The sequence below is a fragment of the Chryseobacterium elymi genome, assembly GCF_003385495.1.
GTDB lineage: Bacteria > Bacteroidota > Bacteroidia > Flavobacteriales > Weeksellaceae > Chryseobacterium > Chryseobacterium elymi.
Genome location: NZ_QNUH01000006.1, coordinates 263,849 through 286,609, shown reverse-complemented (window position 1 = coordinate 286,609; position 22,761 = coordinate 263,849). Strand labels below are relative to the sequence as shown.

Genomic DNA, 22,761 nt, shown 5'->3' with positions numbered 1-22,761 from the left:
ACTTCATTTGAATACAACAGAAATAAAACTTATTTTTGTAGATTATAATAATTCATATGGCAGCACCGTTACTATTAAAATACTTTCCTGATCTTACGGAGAAGCAGATCGAGCAGTTTTCCCAGTTGGAGAAACTGTATAATGAGTGGAATGAAAAAATCAATGTGATCTCAAGAAAAGATATGGAATCGCTGTATGAGAAGCATGTTCTCCACTCCTTAGGAATTGCAAAAATAATGGAATTTGCACCCGGAACAAAGGTGCTGGACATTGGAACGGGAGGAGGTTTTCCGGGAATTCCCCTGGCGATTTTGTTTCCGGAGGCAGAATTTACTTTAGTTGATTCTATCGGAAAAAAGATTACTGTTGTAAAAGCAGTGGCAGAAGGAATCGGGCTAACGAATTTAACGGCCATTCACGGAAGAGCAGAAAAGGTAAAAGAAAAGTTCCATTTTGTGGTAAGCCGCGCTGTAACCCAGATGCCGGAATTCCTGAGATGGCTGAAAGGAAAGTTTGAAAAAGAACAGTTTAATCCCAAACACAACGGAGTTTTATATTTAAAAGGCGGCGACCTTGCAGAAGAATTAGCCGGAATTAAATGTGAAATCTTCAATCTTAAAAACTATTTTGATGAAGAATTTTTTGATACTAAAAAAGTGATTTATGTATCAAAAGGCAATTTTAATTCTTAATTTTTAAATATTTAGGAATAATTTTTGCTGAATTTTTGTTAATAATCAGTAAATTTAAGGTTATGAAAAAACTTTTAAATATTGGGTTTTCTGTATTGTTTTCAGGATTGATTTTTATTTCCTGTGAAGACGACGATTACCAGACTGTACAATCTGTAGAAAAAATCAGGATCGACAGTGTGAAGATTATGCAGGATACTATGGATGTGTATTCAATACAGAGCATTAAAACGTATTCTACCTATTCGTCCCAGTGTGAGGGCTTTTACGGATATGACTACATTCATAACAGCGACGTGGAAAGATCTGTTACTGCTTATAAATATACCACAGATGGGCCTTGTACACAGGGAACCCATGTGAGAGCCAACCAGATCAATTTCAGCCCGCGCCAGACAGGGAAGTATACTTTTAAATTCTGGAATGGCAACAGCAGCTGGATCACCAAAACAATTGTAGTTGAATAATAAATAATGAAATGGATTTCACTTTGCTTTTTTCTTTTTGCCAATGCTCTTTTTGGGCAGAAAATTATCTGGCAGGAAGATCGAAAGCTAGTCTGGGATAATTTTAAAAGCCCAGTAAACAGAAAAAACAGAGCTGATGTGGCTGCTTATACCCATTGCGGCTGGGAATATTCTGTAGTGAAATCTACCAATTCCAAATCCCCGGTTAAAATTGAGGTCACTGCTATTTTTAATGAAGACAGATCCTGGAAAGATGTCAAAAGAATAAATGATTATATCCTGCTGCATGAGCAGAAGCATTTTGACATTGCAGAATTGTTCGTCAGGAAATTCAGGAAAGAAATACAAGAGAAGATTAAAACTTCCGGTGATTATGATAAAAATTTTAACGCAGTTTACAGCAAAATATCAAACGATTACAAAAACTTTCAAATGTCCTATGACAGGATTACACAACATGGGATGAATAAAGAAAAGCAGGCAGAGTATAATGCCATTATTGCTGAAGAACTGGACCACTTAAAAAGCTATAAAGCCTCTTGAAATTTCTCAATAAAATCATTCACGAGCTGCTGGCCCAAAACCAGGATCTTTCGGAGTTCAATATTGTTCTGCCCGGAAAACGTCCCATTGTATTCATCAGGCAGATCCTGGAAGAAAACAATTACTCAGGATTTCTTCCCAATTTCTTTACCATAGAAGAGCTGATTGACAGGATTGCTGACAAACAGCCTGTCCAGGGAATTTCTCTGTGGCTTTTTGCCTTTGATGTCTACCGGAGTCTTGGTCTTATCCCGAAAGATGATTTTGCGGACTTTTTAAAGTGGTTTCCGACTCTTCAGAAGGACTGGGATGATATCCTGAAGTTCTCTGAAAGTGATGAAGCCGTTTTACAGTATATGTTTGATGAGGAAAGGATTAAAGAATGGGCTCAGGATCTGGGGGAAGATGATGATGTTCCCCGTAAAAAATTCCTTAATTTCTGGCGGAATATGAATGTTTTTCTCCCAATTCTAAAGAAAAAACTAGAGGAAAAGAATTGGGCCACTTCCGGGATGATCCATGAAACCGCCAAGGCTAAGATCGCTGATTTTGCTGAAAATACTTCCGAACATTTTGTATTCTGCGGCTTCAATGCTTTTACACCGGTGGAAGAGAAGCTAGTAAGGAGCTTGCTGCGTCGGAATAAAGGACAATGTTTCTTTCAGGCTGATCATTATTATTTTGATGATGAAAGACAGGAAGCCGGAAAATTCCTCAGGAACCACAAAACATGGAAAGAATTTGATGATAACAGGGCTTTTCAGTGGATAGAAGATGATTTTAACCAGCCTAAAAATATAAAAGTTTATGAGGTTTCCGGAAATGTGACGCAGACTAAAGTGCTGCCTGAAATATTTAAGGAAATTGAAAATAAGACTTATTCCAACACTGCTGTGGTATTGTTGGATGAAAATCTTCTCCCGGCAAGTCTGGATGTGATGTATGGCGTTGAAAACCTGAATATTACCATGGGTTTTCCTTTGAAGAATCTTTCTTTTTCCAATGCCGTAAAACAGCTTTTCTATCTTCAGAAACAGCTGGAGAAAAATAAATCTTCCTATTATTACAGAGATATTTTCCCAATCCTTGAAGAGCTTCCGAAATCTGCTGAAGATGAGTTGATTATCAGTAATTTCAGAACAAAAATAGAGGAGAGGAATATCGTTTACATATCAAAAAAGCTTTTAGATGAACTTTTGAGCGGACTTTCCTATTATGGACTTCTTAAAAAAGCTGATCATACGGGCATTTACCTGGATATGCTTATCGCTTTCTGTAAACGGATCAAATGGCTGGAGATAGATGATATCCAGTATGAAAACGTTTCTCACTTTGAAAATGCGTTCAGGATTATTAAAAACCAGCTCAGTCCATATGATTTTGAGATCAAAATGGAAACACTGGAAATCCTGATCAACCAGCACGTTAATTCGGAAAGTATAGATTTCCAGGGGGAGCCGCTCCGCGGACTGCAGATTATGGGTCTTCTGGAAACCCGTCTTTTGAATTTTGAAAATGTAATCATGCTTTCTGTGAATGAAGGAAAGCTTCCTTTGGGAAATTCACAGAATACCTATATTCCGTTCGATATCAGAAGGTATTTTGACTTGCATACATTCCTAGAAAATGACAGTATTTATGCCTATCACTTTTACAGGCTGATCCAGGATTCCCGAAATGTCCATCTTCTGTACAATGCACTCAGCTCCGGAGTCAATACCGGAGAGAAAAGCAGATTTATCACACAGATAGAAATGGAGAGCTCCCATAAGATAGAACACCTCATTATTGAAAATTCTTCCGAGCCTATTGCTTTGCAACCGATAGAAATTCTGAAGACGGAAATCGTGGTGGAAAGGCTTCAGAAATGGAAAGAAAAAGTATCTGCTTCACACCTTACCAGCTATCTTTATAATCCTATAGATTTTTATCTTTCCAAGATATTAAAGACTTCGGAAACGGATGAAATAGAAGAAGAATTATCGGTTAAAAATTACGGGAATCTGGTTCATTATTCACTTCAAGAAGTATATGAATTACTTAAATGTAAAGTTTTAAAAGAAAAGGATTTACAGGATTCAATTAAAGAAATAGATCAATATATAAATGTTGCCATTGAAAAGTTGAAACATCAGCCTGAATTCTATGAAAAAGGGATGAACTTTATTCACAGGGCTATTGCTAAAAAAGTGATTGAAAATGTTCTTAACCATGATCTTGAACTGGTGAGAAGCGGCAATACTCTGGAGATTCTGGACATTGAAAAAAGATTTGAAAATGTAGATTTTTATCTTGACGGCAACGACAAAATTTCTTTCTTTGGATTTATTGACAGAATAGACCGCCTGAACGGGACTTTAAGAATTATTGATTATAAAACGGCAAAAATCAAAAATCTCACAGTAAAAATAGATGAAAATAACGTAGATGAATATTTTCATAACAGCGAAAGAAAGCAAGCTCTACAGCTCTGCATTTATCATTATGTGGTACAGAATCTTCCGGAGTTTTGGGGACTTCCTATAGAAACGGGAATCTGGAGCTTTGCGGAGGCTAAAAAAGGAGTGGTTTCCCTGCAGTTTGACAAAGGAAATATTGATGATGCCATGCAGTCTGTAAAGAACCTTATTCTGGAAATATTGAACCCTGATCTCAGTTTTATTGAGAATATCAAGCCTTATTCCAATTAAAAATGCACTTCATTGCTGAAGTGCATCTCATTTGAAATGAAGATATACTAATACTATTGTCTTACAATTTTACTTTTTTATTCACCGTTTTCCCGTCGTTTCCGGTGAACTGAACTACATAAATGCCTGGTTCCAAGCTTTTTGATTCAAATTCTGATTTATTGACTTCCTGCTGAATAATCAATGCCCCCGAAATATTATAGATGCTGATGTTTTTAATGCCATTGCCTCCTCTGGCGATGATCTGGCGGTTTTTCGTAAATATCTCAGCCTTGTCAGATAATGAGCTGTTTTCCAGTGCTTTTCTGAACTGAAGATTATAAAATTGAGTGACCACTTCAAAAGTGTTCTGATTATTAAGACCTTTTATATCAATTCCATTGTTTTCAGCATATTCTTTCTGGGAAACTGTTCTTAAAAGATTTTTATTGCCATCAAAAATATTGATAGAGATCAATTCTTCCTCTGGTACTTTCAGTTTCAAGATACCGTTGTTTTCAGACTGTACAATTTCATTTTCAGGAACTTCTACGGGTGTGCTTTTAACGAATGGGATTAATTTCTGATTGTTATTTTCCTGTACTTTTAAAAGATAGACACCGTCTGTTAATGATGATAAACTGCCGTCTGTTCCTGATTTGCTTACTGCTTTTTCCTGATTGAAATCTGTAACTCCTACAAGCTGCATATTTCCCAGATCCGGCTTTAACTGGGAAGAATAGAGCGCATGGGTTACAGTTTGGCTGTTTGGCTGCTGTTTTGAAGTCAGTATGGCCCATTCATTCAGAAAACCTCCGCTTCTTAGGGTATTGAATTTAGCATTAGATGCCAGTGTAAAAGGAACAATTCCCCCTACATGTCCTAAAGGTCCCCAAAATAGCGATTCCAGCTTATATTTATTCAGATCCCACCATGCATAATATCCACGCTGCGCATTAATGGTTTTAGAGGTATTTTCCGGTGGGATAGCCAGGTCTACTGAAGAATGTCCTAACGTCATTGGTGTTTTGTTGTACCAGTCATACACATCCTTAGGTTTCATGCATCGTCTGAGGTTATTGTTGGGATTATTGGTAACATCATTGACGAAATTCTGAGTGAAAAGATTCCTCCAGATCACCGGTCCCCAAAGAAGACCTCCGTTGTCCTGAACGACATGATAATTGTATTTATCCAGATATTCCGGAGAAATGACCTCGGAAATACTGTTATTATACGTTTTATAGCCTGTATTGTTGCAGGTGTGCAATACATTGGCCAAGAAAGAGGTGAAAGGATAAAAATCTTTTTCCAGAACTCCTTTATTCAGAGTAACTCCTGAAAAATCATAAGGTCCGTCTCCCATATAAGCATACTTGAACTTCAGATTGGTAGGATTGGAAGCATTCAGGCTTTTTAAAGTGGACATAGCCGCGTGGGCACCTTGTGAATAGCCTGCCAGAAAGTATTCATCGTATCTTTTTATTCCTAACTGACCCAGCACTTTATTAGCTGCCTTTACAAAGTCTATCGTTGCGCCAGCTTCCGTAGCAGCGTCTACATATGGGTGAACGCCGTCTCCGCTTCCCATTCCTACGTAATCAGGTGCCATCAGAATATAGCCGTTGAGTACATATGATAATTCAACTACGAACCCTGCGGTTAAGGCTCCTTTGAAGTTAGAAGGGACATTATCTCTGCTGTCGGTCGTTCCGTGATCAGAGACCACCGTGGAAAGTTTAAAATTAACGTTTGGATACATCAAAAGTCCTGTAGCCTTTACTAAGACATTCTTTTCATTTTTGGTGTAATAAGTGATTTTATAGCCTTTAAGTCCCACATTGAACCCGTTAAGATAGCTGACGAAATCCGGAGCATTCTGTTCGCCCAGACTGTTGGCGATGAAATTGGTAACTCCCTGTGGAGTCAAATCTAATTTTTGTTCAAAACTCACAACATCTCCTGCCTGTTGGGCAAAAAAGAACGGAGCAGTGAAACTTAATAAAAGTGTAGATAATTTTCTCATATCAATATTTTTTGATGTTATTAAATTAATTGTTTTTAATAAAAAATGGATAATGTTAATACATCAATAATTATTCATTGAATATAAGTTCCCTGCAAAGTGAGTAAAAGAAGGAGTCCGGCCATTCGGCCGGACTCCTTTTCAGTATATTTTAAGCTTTTATTTAAAAAGCATTAATGCCTGTAATATCTAAACCGGTGATCAGTAAATGGACATCGTGTGTACCTTCATACGTGATCACAGATTCAAGATTGGCTGCGTGTCTCATCATTGGGAATTCACCCATGATTCCCATGCCGCCAAGGATCTGTCTGGATTCTCTTGCAATATCAATAGCCATTTTCACGTTGTTACGCTTAGCCATTGAGATCTGTGCAGGACTTGCTTTGTGGTCATTTTTAAGGTTTCCTAACTGAAGACATAATAACTGTGCCTTTGTGATCTCTGTTAAGAATTCAGCTAATTTCTTCTGCTGAAGCTGGAAAGAACCAATCGGCTTGCCAAACTGTTTTCTTTCTTTAGAATATTGAACAGCCGTACAGTAGCAGTCAATTGCTGCACCGATTACACCCCATGAAATTCCGTATCTCGCTGAGTTCAGACAAGATAAAGGTCCTTTTAATCCGGTTGCTCCCGGAAGTAGGTTTTCTTTAGGAACTTTTACATTATTAAATACCAGTTCTCCGGTTTTTGAAGCTCTCAAGCTCCATTTATTATGAGTTTCAGGCGTAGTAAAGCCTTCCATTCCTCTTTCAACGATTAATCCCTGTATTTTTCCTTCTTCATTTTTTGCCCAGACTACTGCGATATCGCACAGCGGAGAGTTCGTGATCCACATTTTGGCACCGTTCAGAAGGTAGTGGTCGCCCATATCTTTAAAATAAGTTTCCATAGAGCTTGGATCAGAACCGTGGTTAGGTTCAGTCAGTCCGAAAGAGCCGATCATTTCTCCTGCAGCAAGATGCGGAAGGTATTTTTTCTTCTGTTCCTCAGAACCGAATTCATTGATAGGGAACATCACCAGTGAGCTCTGTACCGAAGCAGCAGAACGTACCGCAGAATCTCCTCTTTCAAGCTCCTGCATAATCAGACCGTAAGAAATCTGATCTAACCCTGAACCACCGTATTCAACGGGAATATATGGACCTAAAGCACCAATTTTTCCCAATTCTTTCATTAAGCCCGGAATATCAGTATGATTTTGCGCGGCCTGGTCAATCTGCGGCATTACAAAACTTTCCACCCAATCTCTTACCGATTGACGGATCAGTTTATGTTCTTCAGTAAGTAAAGCATCAATTCCGTAGTAGTCTGGAATGCTTGTAAGAGGATAATATGACATGATTTTTTGATTTGCTTAAAAGTAATACTTTTCGTTGGTTTGAAAAATTTTTTTGTAAATCTTCGTTACCTTTGATTTCCAGTGAGATAAATGGAAATATGAAGATTTCAGTTAAAATACAGTTTCCTAAGACTCTTCATCATTAGAGATAGGGTACTGATTGGCAGCATTGTGTACCTTGTTTTTGAACTTATACAGATACGGAGCTTTATTGGCGGATCCGTCATACAGTTTCTCCATTCTGTCCAGAATATTTAAGCTTAATATTTTGCGCTGAAAGTTATTTCTCCTGAATTTCTGTCCTAAAATGGTTTCATACAATGACTGAAGATCTTTCATCGTAAATTTTTCAGGAAGAAGATTGCTGGCTGCCACTTCCGTATTGATATTCATACGAAGGTATTCAAGGCCTGTTTCTATAATCCGGTCGTGATCAAAGGCCATCTTGGGCAGTTTATTAACCTCAAACCACTCACAGCTTTCGTTGAATGCATCCGGAAAAGTATTGGCAACAGAAAAATCAATAAGGCTGCAGTAACCTACTGTAATAAATCTCTGGAAGATCCAGTGGTCTTTCGGAACTTCAATTCCTTTATTATTGAGAAGGATCTGGTGAACATTATTCTCCGTTCGGTCGATTCTCCCAAACGTGTGAAATTGTTTTAAAAAAAGGTTCTGAAGATGGGTTCTTTCATACAGTACTCTCGCAGCGGCTTCACGAAGGTCTTCATCATTGAAAACAAAACCGCCCGGAAGCGACCACAGATCCAGATCGTGGTACTTCAGAAGCAAAACCTTCAAAATATTATTGTGAAAACCAAATATTGTGCAGTCAACAGATACATGTGCTACAAAATCTTTTGTATCAATAAGTTCCTGAAGGGTTTCTTTATTTTTGGTGTCTTTGATTTTCATGGAGTAAAAATAAAATTATTTTCTATAATTTCTTTCCTGCAAGCCTAAAATATATTAAACTCACCATAAAAAGCACAGAAACAGCAAGTAATATGTAAAGAGGATAATAGTTTAACAGCTGTTTTCCGAACAATATTGCCATAATAATTGAACTGACAGAGCTGCCAAGCGATGAAAAAATTACAATCAGGGATGTAAACAGGTTGATTTTTTCCCTGTCGATCTGTGCAATCATCTTTGAATTGATGACAGGGTAGAGCGGCGAAAGGAAAAGTCCGATCACCGGAAATAAAAATAGAATAATACCGGAATTCATAGAATCAAAATACTGTATTCCCACGATAATTACCAGCACAGCAATAATTAAAGAAATGCACAGAATATAATATTTTGACAGTGAAAATCTGTGAATGATATTAGCTGTTGCTGTTCTGCCCGCATAAGAAAAAAGGGCCAGGAAAGAAGTGGCTTGTAAAGCAAAAAATGAATTGACATTCAGGTGGTTTTTATAGAAAGAGGGCAGCCATGAATTAAATCCCTGCTCTACAAAAACGATAAAAAAAACTACAGCAAGAAACATAATTGTTGCAGGCTTTGCAAATACTGAAAGCTCAGCAATAAGGCTTTTATTCTCGGTTTTTTTTGCTTCCGAGATAGTCAGCTTTGAAAACAGGAATATCGTTATTGCACAAAGTGCTGTAATAGACAGGAATCCAAACTTCCAATAGTCGGAATAGCGGCTGGAAATGAGCCATCCGAAACCGGTATTCACTACAAAAATGCCGACCATGAATGAGGCTTCCACACTGTTCATCATTTTCGCAAGAGATTTTTCATCTGAAACATTGTTTCGTATAATTCCGAAGACACAAATCTTTCCAACGGCAAAACAGGTCCCGATGATTGCAAACCATACTTTATAAAACCAGAAATCTTCTACAAAAGGAAGAAGACATGAACAGATTCCTACAATAACTAAAGCTGATATTAATGCTTTTTTTGCTCCTGTTCTGCTTATGAAATTTACTGCGAAAAGTGAAATAAATGCGATAGGAAGATCTTTAAACGATTCCAGAAATCCTAATTTCTCATAAGTGATTTTTGCTTCTGAAAGCTGAAGGATCACAATACCCATACAGTTCAGGACCATTGAAAAAATAAGAAAGGTCAGTTTTAAGGGAAGTGAGATTTTGGAAAGCTTGGCTGTCATTTTGGGGCTTTTTTTATTGTTTTTATATAATTTTTTTATGAATTATGAAGAAGATATAAGGCTTTAAACTCCCAAAAATAAACGAAAAATTAAAATATTTATGAATACAATGTTAATTTATTAAAAAAAAATATATTTTTATTGTCTCAATTTGAGAATTAAAAACTAACTGTATATGAATATAAGAGTATCAAGAAGCCTGGGGGTAGTTGCTGTGCTGTATTTTACAGCCAATTTCAGTGCACAGACCAGCGTACAAGACACTGTTCCGAAAGAGAATAAAATAGAAGAAGTTATCGTCATCGGTTATGGTACACAGAAAAAGAGTAATGTGACCGGAGCTATTGCAAGTATTAAAGCAAGTGATATAGAAAACATTCCGGCAGGTAAGCCTGAACAGGTATTACAGGGAAGAGCTGCAGGTGTTTCTGTAGTGACGAATTCCGGGCAACCCGGAGCTGCTGCTACGGTACGGGTACGTGGAATCACCAGTTTTGGTGCAGGTAGTAATAGTCCTTTATGGGTTGTAGATGGTATTGTAGTAGACAATATCGGATGGCTGAACCAGTCTGATATAGAAAGTATGGAAGTATTGAAGGACGGGGCATCATCTGCTATCTATGGGGTTTCTGCTGCAAAGGGTGTAATTCTGGTTACAACAAAAAAAGGAAAGAAAGGAAAACTGAGTCTTTCATATAATGGGTTTTACGGTTTTTCAAACGCTGCGAAAAAAATAGATCTTCTGGATGCCACTCAATATGCAAACATTATTAATGAAGGTTTTGTAAATGATGGTGGAGCACCCAGATATGCCAACCCCGGATCATTAGGAAGAGGAACCAACTGGCAGGATGCTATATTCGGAACCGGTGAAAAATCTTCTCACGAAATAAGTATTACCGGAGGTAATGAAAAGTCAACCTACTATACATCGTTTGGATATTTTGATCAAGCAGGTATTGTAATGAGTGATATTTCTTATTACAAAAGAATAAATGCCAGATTTAACTCAACCCATAAGGTTACCGATTTTTTAACTTTGGGACAAACCTTTGCTTATACACGAACAAAATCCCAGGGAATAAGTGCCAACGAGGAATTCGGGGGGCCATTGGCTTCAGCAGTTAATTTAGATCCTACAACTCCGGTAGTCGTTACAGACTGGTCTATGGTAGACCCAAGTGGTTATACCAATCCTTATATCATCCGTGATTCTGAGGGCCGTCCGTACGGAATTTCCAGATATGTAAACAATGAAATGACCAATCCTCAAGCTTTCCGTCACTTACAGCAGGGAAATTATAACTGGTCTGACGATTTCGTGGGAAATGTTTTTGCAGAGCTTAAGTTTCTTGATCACTTCACTTTCAAAACAAGTTTAAATGGGAAGAAATCCTATTGGGGTAGCCGTACTTTCACGCCTAAATATTATTTAAGCCCCAATTTTAACAATACCAGCTTCAACAGCCTGAATAAGGTAGACGAAAATAAATTCGAATGGAGCATGGAAAATACATTGACTTATCAGAACAAGTTCGGTGATCACAATATCAACATCATGGTTGGTCAGGGAGTTTACCGATACAACATTGCCGGCGGGGCAAGTTTGACCTATAGTAATCTGCCTATTGATAATTGGCAGGATGCTTCTTTCAACTTTGATATTCCTCAGGATGATATTATAGCAAAAGGATGGGATGGAATTGAGACCCGTAAAGCATCTTATTTTGGTAGAATCATTTACGATTATGCAGATAAATATTTATTTACAGGAACTATCCGTAGGGACGGTTCTTCAAAATTTGCCACGAATCAGCACTGGGGAACTTTTCCGTCCATGTCCTTAGGGTGGAATGTTCATAAAGAAAACTTCTGGCCGGAAAATAAGGTGGTTAATAACTTAAAACTTAGGGGAGGTTACGGAGTGTTGGGAAATGATGAAATGGATAACTTCAGATTTGCAAGTTTCATGGTTTCAGGAAGTAATTATACCAACTCCAGTAATAATATCATCATTGGTTATGCGCCAAGCACGCTGGAAAATCCAAACCTGAAATGGGAGCAGACCAGCCAGCTGAATATTGCTGCAGATTTAAAATTATTCAACAATTTTACCTTGTCAGCAGACTGGTACAAAAAGAAAACCACTGATATTCTCAGACAAATCAACATTCCTGGTTATGTAGGGGTTCCTAATTTACCTTGGTCAAATGTAGGGGATATGGAAAATTCAGGATTAGAACTTGAGCTGGGTTACAAAAAGAACTGGGAGGATTTCAGCATATCAGTTAACGGGAACTTTGCTACTATTAAAAATAAAGTTTTACGATTAGAAGATGATATAGACTATTTTAACCTTGCCTCTTTCCAGACAATGGGAGCAGTATCCAGAGTGGCAGTAGGACAGCCTTACGGATCATTTTACGGACAAACGTATAGTGGTGTCTTCCAGAATCAGACACAAGTCGACAATTATGTAAATGCCAACGGTGTAAAATTATTACCGGACGCAAGACCGGGAGACTTTATATGGCAGGATAATAATGGAGACGGAAAAATTGATGACAACGATAAAGTAAACTTAGGAAGCTCTATCCCGAAATATACTTTCGGGCTAACCGTGAATCTAAATTATAAAAATTTCGATTTTATGATGTTTGCCCAGGGACAGGCTGGTAACAAAATTTTCCAGGGTTTAAGAAGGTTGGATATTCCTGATGCCAATTACCAGACAAGAATCTTAGAAAGATGGACAGGAGAAGGATCTACCAATGATAACCCAAGAATTACCCGTAATGATCCTAACCATAACTATTCCTGGATGTCAAATTACTATCTTCAAAAAGGAGATTATGTCCGTTTGAAAATCATCCAGTTAGGCTACACACTTCCTCAGGATGTTACAAGCCGTTTTGGAATGACGAAAGTAAGACTTTATGTAACGGGAGAAAATGTCTTTACTTTCACAAAATATACGGGCTACGATCCGGAAATCGCAGGAAGAAACAATTCCGAACAGGACATAATAGGAGTTGACAGGGCTTACTATCCACAAGCAAGAACATTTTTGTTAGGCGCTAATATCCAATTTTAATAATGAATAAAATGAAAAATAAGAATATTATATATAAAGGACTTGCCGTTGTGTTTCTGACAGGTCTTAGTTTTACCAATATAAGCTGTAGTGATTCCTATTTGGATGATGTCCAGAATTCAGGATCTTTTAATACCGATCTGTATTTTCAGAATGAACAGCAGTCTTTTAGCGCACTGATTTCCGTTTATGATGGCTTAAGAAAATATTCGGCGGGATTCGAAAATACAGTTACTTTCTTTAATGCAGGATCTGATGATTTTTATTCCGGTGGAGGAAGTTCTAACGATGGTGCAGGTATCCAGGGAATTAATAATTATATGATCAATCCTAATACAATGCCTGCCAGCTACTGGAGAGACTATTATCAGGGAATTGCACGTGCTAACCTTTTAATAGAGAGAGTTCCGGGAGCTTCCATGAGTGAAGATCTTAAGAAAAGATATATGGCAGAAGCTAAAGTTCTCCGCTCTTTATATTATTTTGAGCTATTAAGAATGTTTGGAAATATTCCTTTAATTCTTAAATCTGTAAAATTTGATGATGACTATTGGAATATTCCACAGGCCAAGCCAAGTGATGTCTATGCCCAGATAGAAAGTGATATCAATGCTGCTATTCCGGATCTGATGATGACGCCAAGTACCAGTGATAAAGGACGAATAACGCAGGGAACCGCCAGAGCTATATTAGGTAAAATCTATCTTTATGATAAAAAAATGGCTGAATCTGCTGCACAATTTGCTCAAGTAAATGGTACGCCTGGAGGAACCAGCCAGTATGGATATAAACTTGTGGCCAACTATGCCGATCTATTCAAAGTGGGACCGGAAACGGCAGATCCATATAAATTTTCAACAGAATCCATTCTGGAAGTAATGCATACCAATAAAGGAAGCTCCGACTGGGGATTCTGGGGACAGGGCAAAGATGAAGGAAACTCTATCAACGTAATGGTGGGACCCCGTTCTTACTCTTTAAAAAATGTTCCGAATAATAATGCACCGGATATCTATTCGGGCTGGGCATTTAATACCGTAACAGAGAATTTTGTTACTTTTATGCAGGATGATCCAAGACTGGACGTGACTGTTTTCAATGCAAAAAAACTGGTGACAGAAGGTAAAATCACTTATGCGCCTGCTTTTGCAGATACCGGATACTTTCTTAATAAGTATTTACCTACGAATGCTTTAAAAAGCTCACTTCCAGGTCCTGCTGAACTTAACTTCAGACAAAACTATATCGCTATAAGGTTAGCAGATACTTATCTAATGGAAGCTGAAGCCTTGGGCGGTGCCGGAGGCAGAGCACAGGCTCTGTTGGATGCAGTAAGAGCAAGAGTCGGCCTAACACCGGTTCCTGTTTCTTTACAGGCTATTAAGGATGAAAGAAGAAGAGAGCTTGCAGGAGAAGGACATAGATGGTTTGATCTTGTCAGATGGGGAGATGCTCCATCAGTACTTACTTTTAAAGGTTTTAAGGCAAATAAAAATGAAATTCTTCCAATTCCGTTTAATGAATTGCCGAATACTGCTTTAAAACAAAACCCAGGCTACTAAAACATGAAGTTTCACAGTTTATATAGTTTCTTTTTTAAAGGTACCGCGCTGCTTTGCGGCGTGGTACTTTTTCCTTTATCATGCGCTTCGGTAGGTGCGGGAAAGGAAAGTAATGTTCAATCCTGGCTTACCAAAGGTAATGAAAGTGTAAAACTACAGCAGCAGAACCCTGTTAAATTTATAAAAAACTCCAATAACTGGCAGAATATTGAAATTGATGATACTCAAAAATTTCAATATGTTGACGGTTTTGGATATACCCTGACAGGAGGAAGCGTTGAGGTGATCAACCGCCTTTCATTTTCAAAATGGAAGGCACTTCTGAATGAACTTTTTGGGAAAGATAAAAATTCAATTTCCATAAGCTATCTACGGATAAGTATTGGAGCTTCCGATCTCGATGGTGAAGTTTTTTCATATGATGATCTTCCGGAGGGCCAGACAGATCCGACACTTTCAAAATTCAGCCTGGCAAAGGATAAAGATCTCATTGCAATGCTGAAAGAAATCCTGGCTATCAACCCCAATATTAAAATTATTGCTGCTCCATGGTCATCTCCGGTTTGGATGAAAAATAACGGAAAATCCAAAGGAGGAATTTTAAAGCCTGAATTTTATAAAGTCTATGCAGAATATTTTGTAAAATATATTCAGGGAATGCAAAAGGAAGGGATTACCATTGATGCCGTTACGCCTCAGAATGAACCTCTCCATCCCGGAAACAATCCGAGTCTGTATATGCCGTCTGAGCAGCAGAAAGATTTTATCAAAGATCATTTGGGTCCTGTTTTTAAAGCTAATAATATCAAAACAAAAATTGTAGTTTACGATCATAACTGCAACAAACCGGAATATGCCCTTGATATTCTGAAAGATCCCGAAGCCTATCAGTATATTGACGGTTCGGCTTTCCATTTGTACGAAGGAGATATTTCAGCTTTAAGCACAGTACACAACGCATTTCCGGATAAAAATTTGTATTTTACCGAGCAGTGGACGGGATCGAAGGGTACTTTTAATGAAGACCTGAACTGGCACATTAAAAATGTAATCATCGGTTCCATGAGAAACTGGAGCAGAATTGCTTTGGAATGGAATGTAGCGAATGATCCGCAATACAAACCTCATACAGATGGCGGATGTACAGAATGTAAAGGGGCTATAACAGTTTCCGATAGTGAAAATTTTACCAGAAATGTTTCCTATTATATCATCGCGCACGCTTCTAAATTTATCCCTGCAGGTTCACAGCGTATCGCTTCCACACAGACAGAAACACTTTCTACGGCAGCATTTAAAACTCCTGCCGGAAAAACAGTGCTTATTATCCAGAACGGAAACAGTACAGGCGAAAGTTTTAATATCAAATATAACGGAAAGACCGCTCCCGTGACCCTTTCAGGAAATTCGGCAGCGACTTATGTTTTTTAATTTAATATCATGAAAAAAGTTTATTTCTTACTTACAATTGCTGCATTGGGAATTAATGTCCACGGGCAGAAAACGGTTGATCAGAAAGTGGCTGAGCTGCTGTCTAAGATGACACTCGAAGAAAAAGTAGGGCAGATGGTCCAGTACAGCGGATTTGAATACGCTACAGGACCTCAGCAATCTAATTCTGCGGCTGTTTTAGAAGAAATAAAAAAAGGAAAAGTAGGCTCCATGCTCAATGTAGCGGGGGCTGATGAGACCAGGGCCTTCCAGAAACTGGCCCAGCAGTCAAGGTTGAAAATTCCTTTACTGTTCGGACAGGATGTTATCCATGGATATAGGACGACCTTTCCTGTCAATTTGGGTCAGGCAGCAAGCTGGGATCTGGCAATGATAGAAAAATCAGAAAGAATTGCAGCGACCGAAGCTTCAGCTTATGGTATTCACTGGACCTTTGCGCCTATGGTAGATATTGCCAGAGATCCAAGATGGGGAAGAGTAATGGAAGGTTCCGGTGAAGATACTTACCTGGGAACCCAGATTGGTCTGGCAAGAATTAAAGGTTTCCAGGGAAAGGGCTTAGGAAGCCTTGATGCGGTAATGGCCTGTGCCAAGCATTTTGCGGCCTATGGAGCAGCAGTCGGCGGAAGAGATTACAATTCTGTAGATATGAGCTTACGACAGCTCAATGAAACCTATCTGCCTCCATTTAAAGCTGCAGCCGAAGCAGGAGTAGCTACATTCATGAATTCATTTAACGATATCAACGGAATTCCTGCTACAGCCAATCAATATATCCAGAGAGAGCTTTTAAAAGGAAAGTGGAATTACAAAGGTTTTGTGGTGTCAGACTGGGGAAGCATCGGGGAAATGATTCCTCATGGTTATACCAAAGACGCTAACGAGGCCGCTGAAAAAGCTATATCAGGTGGAAGTGATATGGATATGGAAAGCCGTGTTTATATGGCTGAACTTCCAAAACTGGTTAAAGAAGGAAAAATAGATGTCAGATTAGTAGATGATGCAGCGGGAAGGATTTTAACCAAGAAATTCGAGATGGGACTTTTCGATGATCCTTACCGATTCAGCAATGAAAAAAGACAGAAAGAACAAACAGATAATCCTGAAAACAGGAAATTTGGAAGAGAATTCGGCTCAAAAAGTATTGTTCTTCTGAAAAATAAAGGAAATATCCTTCCGCTTTCAAAAAACGTTAAGACAGTGGCACTGATCGGACCTTTCGGGAAAGAAACAGTAGCCAACCACGGATTCTGGTCCATTGCATTTAAAGACGATAACCAAAGAATCATTTCCCAATTTGACGGAATTAAAAATCAACTCGGTAAAAATTCAACATTATTATACGCAAAAGGCTGTAACGTAGATGATCAGGACAAATCCATGTTTGCAGAAGCGGTGGAAACGGCGAAAAAAGCTGATGTAGTGATCATGACGTTAGGAGAAGGTCATGATATGAGCGGTGAAGCTAAAAGCAGAAGCAATATCGGTTTTTCCGGCGTACAGGAAGATTTATTGAAAGAAATAGCTAAAACAGGAAAACCTGTTGTTTTAATGATCAATGCAGGAAGACCTTTGATCTTCAATTGGGCAGCAGAAAATATTCCTGCCATAACCTATAACTGGTGGCTGGGAACCGAAGCCGGAAATTCTATTGCCGATGTTCTGTTCGGTGCAGTAAATCCCGGTGGAAAACTTCCAATGAGCTTCCCAAGAACCGAAGGACAAATTCCTATTTATTATAATCATTACAATACAGGAAGACCTGCGAAAAATAACACAGATAGAAATTATGTTTCAGCTTATATTGATCTGGATAATGATCCAAAATTTCCTTTTGGATACGGATTAAGCTATACGGATTTTAAATATTCTGACATGGTCTTAAGTTCAACCAGTCTTAAAGGAAACCAGACTTTAAATATCAGCGTAACAGTGTCCAATACTGGGAAATATGACGGAGAAGAAGTCGTACAGCTTTACATCAGAGATCTTTTTGGGAAAGTCGTACGGCCTGTAAAAGAACTGAAAGGTTTCCAAAAAATATTCATTAAAAAAGGAGAAAGCAAAAAAGTAGACTTCAAACTGACCCCGGAAGATCTGAAATTCTTTGATAACGACCTGAACTATGATTGGGAAAGTGGGGAATTCGATATTATGGTTGGAACCAATTCTCAGGATGTTCAGACAAAAAGAATTTCCTGGACGAAGTAAAAATGTTTCGGGCTGGGCTTTAGCCCAGCCCGAAACAAAAAAACAAAACTTTGAACAATAAGATTAAACATGATTCAAAGCTCAGAATTGAATAGAACACGAAAATATTCAATAGGGCCGGGCTTTAGCCCAGCCAAAACAAAAAACAAAAACATTCAATAGGGTTGGGCTTTAGCCCAACTCCATGTAAACCAAAAAAGAAAACGGCTTTAGCCAAAACCTAATCATAAACTACCATTCATGAAAATCAGATTCCTACTTATCGCCCAACTCTGTACCGCAGGAATATTAGTTCTTTCTGTGGCAAGCTGCGCCTCAAACAAAGCAGGCTCCGGTAGAAAACTGATCTGGAGCGATGAATTTAATGGGAAAGGCCTTCCTGATTCATTAAAATGGAACTATGATGTAGGCGGAGGCGGTTATGGCAACAACGAAGCCCAGTTTTATACAGAGAACAGATTGGAGAATGCCAGAATGGAAAACGGAAACCTTGTCATTGAAGCGAAAAAAGAAAACTGGGAAGAGAATAAATACACTTCTGCAAGACTTTTAACCAAAGGAAAATTTTCTTTTAAGTATGGAACCGTTGAAGTAAGGGCTAAACTTCCTAAAGGCCGTGGAACCTGGCCGGCGATCTGGATGATGAGTGAGAACATGAAAAAATGGCCGGATGACGGCGAACTGGATATCATGGAACATGTAGGTTTCAACCAGGGGTATATCCATGCTTCGGTTCATACCAAAAAATATAATCATATTCAGGGGACACAGAAAACAGATACTCTGGTTGTGAAGGATGCCAGTGAAAAATTCCATGTATATAAAGTAGACTGGACACCGGAAAAAATTGATGTCTATATTGACGACCAAAAGTTTTTCACGTATGAAAATAAAGAAAAAACTTATGAAGCATGGCCTTTCGACCAGCCTTATTTTATTATTTTAAATCTGGCAGTAGGCGGTTTCTGGGGCGGAAAAGAAGGAATAGATGACAGCATATTTCCGCAAAAATATTATATAGACTATGTAAGGGTTTATCAAAATAAATAATGAAGAGAGGGCAGTTACGTCCAAAAAACAGAAAGAAAAAATTATGAAAAAACTAATTGTAAGCTGTTTGGCAGTAGGAGCGTTTCTGAATGCTAATGCGCAGAACTATTGGAAAAAGAATGCAGGGAAAACAGCAAAGGTTATTCTTACCAACTCCAGGGCCAATGAGAAAATGGCAGATAAAGGAACGGTTAAGTTTGAGAAGTTTGGACAGCCCAAAGAAACAGATGCCTGTATCTTTGTAGATCCGGATTTTAAATATCAGAAGCTGATCGGAATTGGTGGTGCCATCACTGATGCGTCTGCAGAAACTTTTTATAAAATGCCGAAGGATAAGCAGAAAGAGATTATAGAGGCTTACTTTGGAAAAAACGGATTGGGATACACTGTAGTCCGTACCAATATGAACTCCTGCGATTTTTCCAGTGATTCTTATACTTATGTGGAAGATAATGATACGGCTTTGAGGACTTTCAATATTGCCCATGACGAAAAGTATAAGATCCCGATGATTAAAGAAGCTCAGAAAGCGATAGGGAAAGATTTCACGTTTTACTTCTCCCCATGGAGTCCACCAGCATGGATGAAATCTAATAAAAGTATGCTGAAAGGAGGGCGGTTGGAAAATGCATTTTATCAGACCTGGGCAAATTATTACATTAAATTCATCAAAGAATATGAAAAACGAGGAATCAACATCTGGGGACTGACTATACAGAATGAGCCTATGGCGACACAGACCTGGGAGTCCTGCATTTATTCAGCTGAAGAAGAAGGTGAATTTCTTAAGAACAACCTTGGGCCGACACTTTGGAAAAATGGTTACAAAGACAAAAAGGTAATGATCTGGGATCACAACCGGGATTTAATCTACCAGAGAGCAACAACAACTTTAAGTGATCCTGAAACCTCAAAATATGCCAGCGGAATCGGGTATCACTGGTATGAAACCTGGAATAATAAAACCCAGCTTTTCGACAATTTATCTGAAACCCAGAAAGCTTTCCCGGATATGTTTCTCGCTTTTACCGAAGGTTGTAAAGAACAGTTCAATATGTCCGGAATTTATGATGTGAGTCTGGGCGAACTTTACGGGAGAAATATGCTTAATGATTTCAATAAAGGAACCGCTTTATGGACAGACTGGAATGTATTGCTGGATGAAACCGGAGGTCCTAACCATGTCGGAAACTTCTGTTTTGCCCCAATCATTGCAGATACCAAAACAGGAGAGGTACATTATACCTATGAATATTATTATGTAGGCCACGTGTCAAAATTCATTAAGCCTAATGCCCGGAGAATCGGAAGTTCTTCAAACAGAGCCGCTCTTACGTCTACCACATTCATGAATGAAAACGGTCAGCTGATTACTGTGATCATGAATGATTCCGGGAATGATATTGAAACGAATCTGTGGATCGAAGGAATGGCTGCGAAATTATCTGCACCGGCGCATTCTATACAGACTGTTATCCTGTAACTTCATATTAACATTTTTATAGAACCGGCGGCCTCGAAGAGGCCGCCGGTTTATTGTTTACAATATCTTTTAGTGCAGTTATTCAACATCATATTTGCTGATGACTTTCTGAGTCACTCCGGAGCTGCTGAAGCCACCGTCATGGAAAAGATTCTGCATTGTTACTTTCTTGGTAAGGTCAGAGAAAAGAGTTACGCAATAGTCTGCACATTCTAAAGCTGTAGCATTCCCAAGCGGAGACATATCTTCCGCATATCCAAGGAATCCGCCGAAACCTTTCACACCGCTACCTGCAGTAGTCATTGTTGGAGACTGGGAAACTGTGTTGACACGTACTTTTCTTTCTCCCCAATAGTTTCCGAAAGTTCTTGCGATACTTTCCAGGTAAGCCTTGTTATCAGACATGTCATTGTAATCCGGGAATGTTCTTTGAGCAGCAATATAAGTAAGCGCCAAAATACTTCCCCACTCATTCATACAGTCTTTTTCCCAGGCTACACGCATTACCTTATGGAAAGAAACAGCTGAAATATCCCAACCTTTTTCTAACCAGTCGTAATTCATTTCTGTATAATGTTTTCCTTTTCTAACGTTGATAGACATTCCTATGGAGTGAAGAATAAAGTCGATTTTTCCAAATTTTGCAACAGCGGCATCGAAAAGTTTTTCAAGATCTTCAATAGAGGTAGCATCGGCAGCAATTACTTCAGAACCTGTTTTTTCCGCTAGACCATTAAGTTCTCCCATTCTCAAAGCAATAGGGGCATTTGATAAGATAAATTCAGCACCTTCTTCATGACATCTTTCTGCAACTTTCCATGCGATTGATTGCTCATTAAGGGCTCCAAAAATAATTCCCTTTTTGCCTTTAAGTAAACCGTATGACATAATTTTTTAATGTTTATTTAAATACAAATGTAGCAATAATTTGTGTTTGTGACATCATAAAAATGGAGCCTTATTGATTTAAGACTCCATTTTATTGAAAATATTTATATGACTGAAATTTTAATTGGTTTTCTTATTCCATTCTGCTTTCGCATCTTCTGCAGCATCTTTAGTTTTTTCCCAGGCTTCGCTCGCTTTGTCTTTTATGTCATCCCATGCATCAGCGGCATTATTTTTCACTCTTTCAAACCAGTCTTCCTGCTGTGCCTCTTCATCATTGTTCCTTTTTTCATTGATATAATCTTTTGCTCTGGCTGCAAGATCCTCAATTTTCCATTTAGCATTGTCTGCTGCATTCTTTAAGGAATTCTCTGTGTTATTTACTGCATTTTCGGCTTTGTTGTATTCTGAATTGTTCATAATATATAATATTTTATTGTTGTGTAGTAGTAAATAAACAATAACCATTCCTAAAATCCGGAACTGCTGTTAAACTTTTCTTAATCTTTGTTATACTTTTCCAAATCGGATTACCTTTAATACAGCATAAAATTACTGTTATGGAAAGAATCCGTTGCGGCTGGTGTGAAAAAGACGACCTTTACCGAAAATATCATGATGAAGAATGGGGAAGACCTGTTTACGATGATGAAACCATTTTTGAATTTCTGATACTTGAAAGCTTTCAGGCAGGGCTGAGCTGGTATACTATTCTGGCTAAAAGGGAGAATTTCAGAAAAGCTTTTGATAATTTTAATTATAAGAAAATTGCAGATTATACGGAAGAGAGGATAGAAGAGCTTATGAATGATCCTGGTATTATAAGAAACCGGCTTAAGATAAAAGCTACGGTAACCAATGCACAGAAGTTTCAGGAAATTCAGAAAGAGTTTGGGAGTTTTTCAGAATATATCTGGGCTTTTGTAGGGGGAAAGCCGTTAGACAACTGTCCTAAAACCTTAAGTGATGTTCCGGCTGTAACAGAGATTTCTGATGCTTTGTCTAAAGATCTTAAGAAAAGAGGTTTTAAATTTATGGGATCTACAGTGGTGTATGCTCATATGCAGGCCACCGGAATGGTGAATGATCATATTGAAAGCTGCTTCGTAAGACAAAAATAAATTTTATTTTATTCATTTTAATGTGATATTTTTTGT

At 38.3% G+C, this 22,761-nt stretch carries 17 protein-coding genes; 11 read left to right on the top strand and 6 right to left on the bottom strand.

Features of this window, described 5'->3' with window-relative positions; genetic code table 11:
• Positions 1-56: 56 nt before the first annotated feature.
• The 4 genes from rsmG (at position 57) to DRF60_RS09515 (ending at position 4,392) form a co-directional block, all read left to right on the top strand.
• Positions 57-692 carry a 16S rRNA (guanine(527)-N(7))-methyltransferase RsmG gene (rsmG, locus tag DRF60_RS09530; RefSeq protein ID WP_116011860.1) on the top strand — a complete coding sequence of 212 codons (636 nt, stop codon included), beginning with the start codon at positions 57-59 and terminating at the stop codon, positions 690-692.
• A gap of 62 nt (positions 693-754) precedes the next feature.
• Positions 755-1,159: a hypothetical protein gene (locus tag DRF60_RS09525; protein WP_116011859.1), complete on the top strand. Its 405-nt coding sequence runs from the start codon at positions 755-757 to the stop codon at positions 1,157-1,159.
• Positions 1,160-1,165: 6 nt separating this feature from the next.
• Complete coding sequence (locus DRF60_RS09520) at positions 1,166-1,702, top strand: DUF922 domain-containing protein (RefSeq protein WP_116011858.1); 537 nt, start codon at positions 1,166-1,168, stop codon at positions 1,700-1,702.
• Positions 1,699-4,392 (top strand): PD-(D/E)XK nuclease family protein, encoded by a 2,694-nt coding sequence (locus tag DRF60_RS09515; RefSeq protein ID WP_116011857.1) that lies wholly within the window; start codon positions 1,699-1,701, stop codon positions 4,390-4,392. The genes DRF60_RS09520 and DRF60_RS09515 overlap by 4 nt, the downstream gene beginning before the upstream one ends.
• A gap of 61 nt (positions 4,393-4,453) precedes the next feature.
• On the opposite strand, the gene DRF60_RS09510 is transcribed toward DRF60_RS09515, so the two are convergent.
• The 4 genes from DRF60_RS09510 to DRF60_RS09495 form a co-directional block, all read right to left on the bottom strand.
• Positions 4,454-6,397: a T9SS type A sorting domain-containing protein gene (locus DRF60_RS09510; RefSeq protein WP_116011856.1), complete on the bottom strand. Its 1,944-nt coding sequence runs from the start codon at positions 6,395-6,397 to the stop codon at positions 4,454-4,456.
• A gap of 163 nt (positions 6,398-6,560) precedes the next feature.
• Positions 6,561-7,739, bottom strand: a complete 1,179-nt coding sequence (locus tag DRF60_RS09505) for an acyl-CoA dehydrogenase family protein (RefSeq protein WP_111952994.1) — start codon at positions 7,737-7,739, stop codon at positions 6,561-6,563.
• A 126-nt stretch (positions 7,740-7,865) separates the two neighbouring features.
• On the bottom strand, positions 7,866-8,654 hold the full coding sequence (locus DRF60_RS09500) for an NUDIX hydrolase (protein WP_116011855.1): 789 nt from the start codon (positions 8,652-8,654) through the stop codon (positions 7,866-7,868).
• Between the two features lie 22 nt (positions 8,655-8,676).
• A complete protein-coding gene (locus tag DRF60_RS09495) occupies positions 8,677-9,864 on the bottom strand; it encodes an MFS transporter (RefSeq protein ID WP_238640140.1) in 1,188 nt (395 codons plus the stop codon).
• A 175-nt stretch (positions 9,865-10,039) separates the two neighbouring features.
• Here DRF60_RS09495 and DRF60_RS09490 point away from each other — a divergent pair, with 175 nt between their 5' ends.
• The 6 genes from DRF60_RS09490 (at position 10,040) to DRF60_RS09465 (ending at position 20,716) form a co-directional block, all read left to right on the top strand.
• Positions 10,040-12,958 (top strand): SusC/RagA family TonB-linked outer membrane protein, encoded by a 2,919-nt coding sequence (locus DRF60_RS09490; protein WP_116011854.1) that lies wholly within the window; start codon positions 10,040-10,042, stop codon positions 12,956-12,958.
• An 11-nt stretch (positions 12,959-12,969) separates the two neighbouring features.
• Entirely contained in the window at positions 12,970-14,520 is a 1,551-nt protein-coding gene (locus tag DRF60_RS09485; protein WP_116011885.1) for a RagB/SusD family nutrient uptake outer membrane protein, read from the top strand.
• A 3-nt stretch (positions 14,521-14,523) separates the two neighbouring features.
• Positions 14,524-15,951 carry a glycoside hydrolase family 30 protein gene (locus tag DRF60_RS09480; RefSeq protein WP_116011853.1) on the top strand — a complete coding sequence of 476 codons (1,428 nt, stop codon included), beginning with the start codon at positions 14,524-14,526 and terminating at the stop codon, positions 15,949-15,951.
• A gap of 9 nt (positions 15,952-15,960) precedes the next feature.
• The gene (gene bglX / locus DRF60_RS09475; protein WP_116011852.1) at positions 15,961-18,183 is read left to right on the top strand and encodes a beta-glucosidase BglX; all 2,223 of its coding nucleotides are present in this window, start codon (positions 15,961-15,963) and stop codon (positions 18,181-18,183) included.
• 240 nt (positions 18,184-18,423) lie between these two features.
• Positions 18,424-19,233, top strand: coding sequence for a glycoside hydrolase family 16 protein (locus DRF60_RS09470; protein ID WP_116011851.1), 810 nt, complete (start codon positions 18,424-18,426; stop codon positions 19,231-19,233).
• Positions 19,234-19,276: 43 nt separating this feature from the next.
• Positions 19,277-20,716 (top strand): glycoside hydrolase family 30 protein, encoded by a 1,440-nt coding sequence (locus tag DRF60_RS09465; protein WP_116011850.1) that lies wholly within the window; start codon positions 19,277-19,279, stop codon positions 20,714-20,716.
• 78 nt (positions 20,717-20,794) lie between these two features.
• Here DRF60_RS09465 and DRF60_RS09460 read toward each other — a convergent pair whose 3' ends face one another.
• Together DRF60_RS09460 and DRF60_RS09455 are read right to left on the bottom strand one after the other, a co-directional pair.
• Positions 20,795-21,604: an enoyl-ACP reductase FabI gene (locus DRF60_RS09460; RefSeq protein ID WP_116011849.1), complete on the bottom strand. Its 810-nt coding sequence runs from the start codon at positions 21,602-21,604 to the stop codon at positions 20,795-20,797.
• A gap of 120 nt (positions 21,605-21,724) precedes the next feature.
• Positions 21,725-22,024 carry a hypothetical protein gene (locus DRF60_RS09455; RefSeq protein ID WP_116011848.1) on the bottom strand — a complete coding sequence of 100 codons (300 nt, stop codon included), beginning with the start codon at positions 22,022-22,024 and terminating at the stop codon, positions 21,725-21,727.
• Between the two features lie 140 nt (positions 22,025-22,164).
• Between DRF60_RS09455 and DRF60_RS09450 the strand changes: the two genes are divergently transcribed.
• Positions 22,165-22,725, top strand: a complete 561-nt coding sequence (locus DRF60_RS09450) for a DNA-3-methyladenine glycosylase I (RefSeq protein ID WP_116011847.1) — start codon at positions 22,165-22,167, stop codon at positions 22,723-22,725.
• The last annotated feature ends 36 nt before the right edge of the window (positions 22,726-22,761 follow it).